Origin of the sequence: Candidatus Cryosericum odellii (assembly GCF_003570935.1) — a bacterium.
Taxonomy (GTDB): domain Bacteria; phylum Caldisericota; class Caldisericia; order Cryosericales; family Cryosericaceae; genus Cryosericum; species Cryosericum odellii.
In genome coordinates, this window is the sequence record NZ_QXIU01000161.1 from 1 (window position 1) to 3,018 (window position 3,018).

Consider the following 3,018-nt stretch of genomic DNA (forward strand, 5'->3'; position numbering starts at 1 on the left):
TGTCGATCTTGCCGCCGCCTGGAGCGGCTCGCTGCCGCAGGTGATGAACATATGAGAAATATGAGCGGTTTGCACGAGGAATGTGGGGTTTTTGGCATTGTCGGCGGTCCGCAGACCCGAGCCGCCCGTGCCACCTACTATGGTCTCTATGCCTTGCAGCATCGGGGCCAGGAGAGCGCGGGGATCGCCGTCAGCACAGGGAACGAGATCCTGCACCACAAGGCAATGGGGCTGGTGTCGGAGGTCTTCGACGAGAAGCGCCTTGCGACACTTCCCGGGTCGATGGCATGCGGACACGTCCGGTACTCGACCAGCGGGCGCAGCCTGGTCGTCAATGCACAGCCACTGGTCGTNNCAACGCTGGAACAGGAGGGCGTCATCTTCCAGACATCCATCGACAGCGAACTCATTGCCAATCTGGTGGCGCGGGCTGACACGGGAAACATCGTGGAGGCTGTATACAACGCCATGCGCGTCATAAATGGCGCCTACGCCCTCGTCATCATGACCCCTGACACGCTCATCGGCGTGCGCGATCCGGACGGTATCCGTCCCCTGAGCATTGGGCGCAGCGAAGATAGTTGGATCCTGGCCTCCGAGAGCTGTGCCTTCGACGCTGTCGGTGGGACACTGGTCCGGGACGTCGAGCCGGGCGAGGTTGTGACACTGAGTCGCAGCGGGGTAATGAGCCACCCGTCGGGACTGGCGCGGCCGGAGCGCCTGTGCATCTTCGAGTTCATTTACTTCGGGCGCCCAGACAGTGTGATGGGAGCCAGTACGATGTACGTCGTGCGCAAGCGTGCCGGCAGTCTGCTCGCCCGCGAAGCGCCGGCGCGCGCCGACATTGTCGTCCCGGTGCCCGATTCAGGCATATCGGCAGCAGTCGGGTATGCCGAGACGTCAGGGATCCCATTTGCCGAGGGGTTTGTGAAGAATCGCTACGTCGGGCGGACATTTATCCAGCCTGAACAAGCACTTCGGGCGGCAGGCGTCGACCTCAAGCTCAGTGTCCTTGTGGATGTTGTCCGTGGCAAGCGGATCGTGCTGGTCGACGACTCCATTGTGCGAGGGACGACCATCCTGCGGCTCATCCGGAAACTGCGGGCGGCGGGAGCTGTGGCAATCGACCTGCGCGTGGCGTCTCCGCCGATCGTGTGTCCCTGCCACTTCGGCATCGATACGCCGTCACGTGGTGAGCTGATCGCTGCCGGTCTGGATGCCCCCGCAATCTGCCGAAGAGTGGGCGCGGACTCGCTCGCGTACCTGAGCATCAAGGGTCTGCGGGAAGCAGTCGGGGGGAAAGGAAGCTGCGACGCATGTTTCAGCGGTCAGTATCCCATGGAGGTCCCCGACGAGGGAGACAAGTTGGGGCTTGAACAGGCAGAGGTGGAGCATGCAACGAGATAGTTACCAGCAGGCGGGCGTAGATATTGCTGCCGGTGACCGTGCAGTCGACCTGATGCGAAAAGCTGTCGCTTCGACGGTGACGCCTGGTGTCCTCGGGGATATCGGCGGGTTCGGGGGCTGTTTCCAGCCTGACCTGACGGGGTTGGCCGAACCAGTGCTCGTCTCCGGGACCGACGGCGTGGGGACCAAACTCAAGATAGCGTTCATGACCGGTCGCCACGACACGGTAGGGATCGACTGCGTCGCGATGTGTGCCAACGACGTGGCAGCAATGGGGGCCGACCCCCTGTTCTTCCTGGACTACATCGCTCTCGGCCGACTGGTGCCGGAGCGCGTCGCCGAGATCGTGGGGGGAGTGGCGGCAGGCTGCCGTCAGGCACACTGCGCGCTTGTAGGCGGCGAGACGGCCGAAATGCCGGGTTTCTATCCCGTCGAGGAGTATGACCTTGCCGGGTTCTGCGTGGGACTCGTCGACCGCAGTCATATCGTCGATGGACACACCGTGCATGCAGGCGACGTCCTTGTCGGTCTCCCATCGTCTGGACTGCACAGCAACGGCTTTTCGCTCGTGCGGCACATCGTGTTCGACCAGCACCATCTGGACGTCGGTACGTATGTGCCCGAGCTCGGCCGTACGGTTGGAGAGGAACTGCTCGAGCCGACGATCATCTATGTGGACGCGGCGGCGCGGGCACGTGCAGCAGCCTCCATCGGAGGGATGGCGCACATCACCGGGGGCGGACTCCTGGGCAACATCCCGCGTGTCATCCCGGAAGGGCTGCGGGTAGAACTGGACATCCATACGTGGCAGGCACCCCCTGTGTTCGACTGGCTGACGCGACTGGGCATACTCGAGGAACAGGAGCGCTACCAGACGTTCAATATGGGTCTGGGATTTGTGTTCATCGTTCCGGAGGCTTCCGTGGATAGTGTGTGCAAGGCTCTTGCCGGCGACGGGGCGCGTGCTGTCGGTCGCATCGTTCCCGGGGAACCCGGCGTGGAGCTGTGCCGATGACACGCATCGCCATCCTGGCGTCGGGCAATGGTACTGACTGTGAGGCGGTCATGACGGCAGTGGAACAGGGACAGATACCGGATGCCGCCGTGGCCATCGTCATCGCGAACAGGCCTGCGCCTGTGCTGGAACGGGCACGCCGCCATGGTGTCGCGGCACTGCTGATCGACAGGCGAGAACTTGGACGGGCTGCGTACGACACTGCCCTCGCAACCGCTCTGGCGGAGCACCGAGTCGACCTTATCGTGCTTGCGGGGTATCTGAGTATCGTGAGCGGCGCGACGGTGACGACGTATCGGAACCGCATCATGAACGTCCATCCGTCGCTGATCCCGGCCTTCTGTGGATGTGGTTTCTATGGAGAGCACGTGCATCAGGCCGTTCTGGACGCCGGGGTGAAACTGACCGGTGTGACCGTGCATTTCGTCGACGAAGGGACCGACTCCGGGCCGATCATTCTGCAAGAGGCGGTGAACGTGCTCGATACGGATGACGCGGCGACACTGGCCGCGCGCGTGCTCGTCGTCGAGCACCGGCTGCTGCCACAGGCCGTGGCACTGTACTGCAGTGGGCGACTGTCCGTTCAGGGGCGAAAG

Annotated in this window: 3 protein-coding genes; all 3 read left to right on the forward strand. The window is 63.3% G+C overall.

The annotated features are described in order from the left end of the window. Positions 1–282: 282 nt before the first annotated feature. On the forward strand, positions 283–1,407 hold the full coding sequence (locus SMC5_RS06730; RefSeq protein WP_455423452.1) for an amidophosphoribosyltransferase: 1,125 nt from the start codon (positions 283–285) through the stop codon (positions 1,405–1,407). Beyond that, complete coding sequence (gene purM, locus SMC5_RS06735; protein ID WP_119120097.1) at positions 1,394–2,422, forward strand: phosphoribosylformylglycinamidine cyclo-ligase; 1,029 nt, start codon at positions 1,394–1,396, stop codon at positions 2,420–2,422. Before SMC5_RS06730 ends, purM begins: the two co-directional genes overlap by 14 nt. Then, positions 2,419–3,018 (forward strand): phosphoribosylglycinamide formyltransferase (gene purN, locus SMC5_RS06740; RefSeq protein ID WP_119120099.1); only part of this gene is annotated, 600 nt, incomplete at its 3' end. The genes purM and purN, both read left to right, overlap by 4 nt.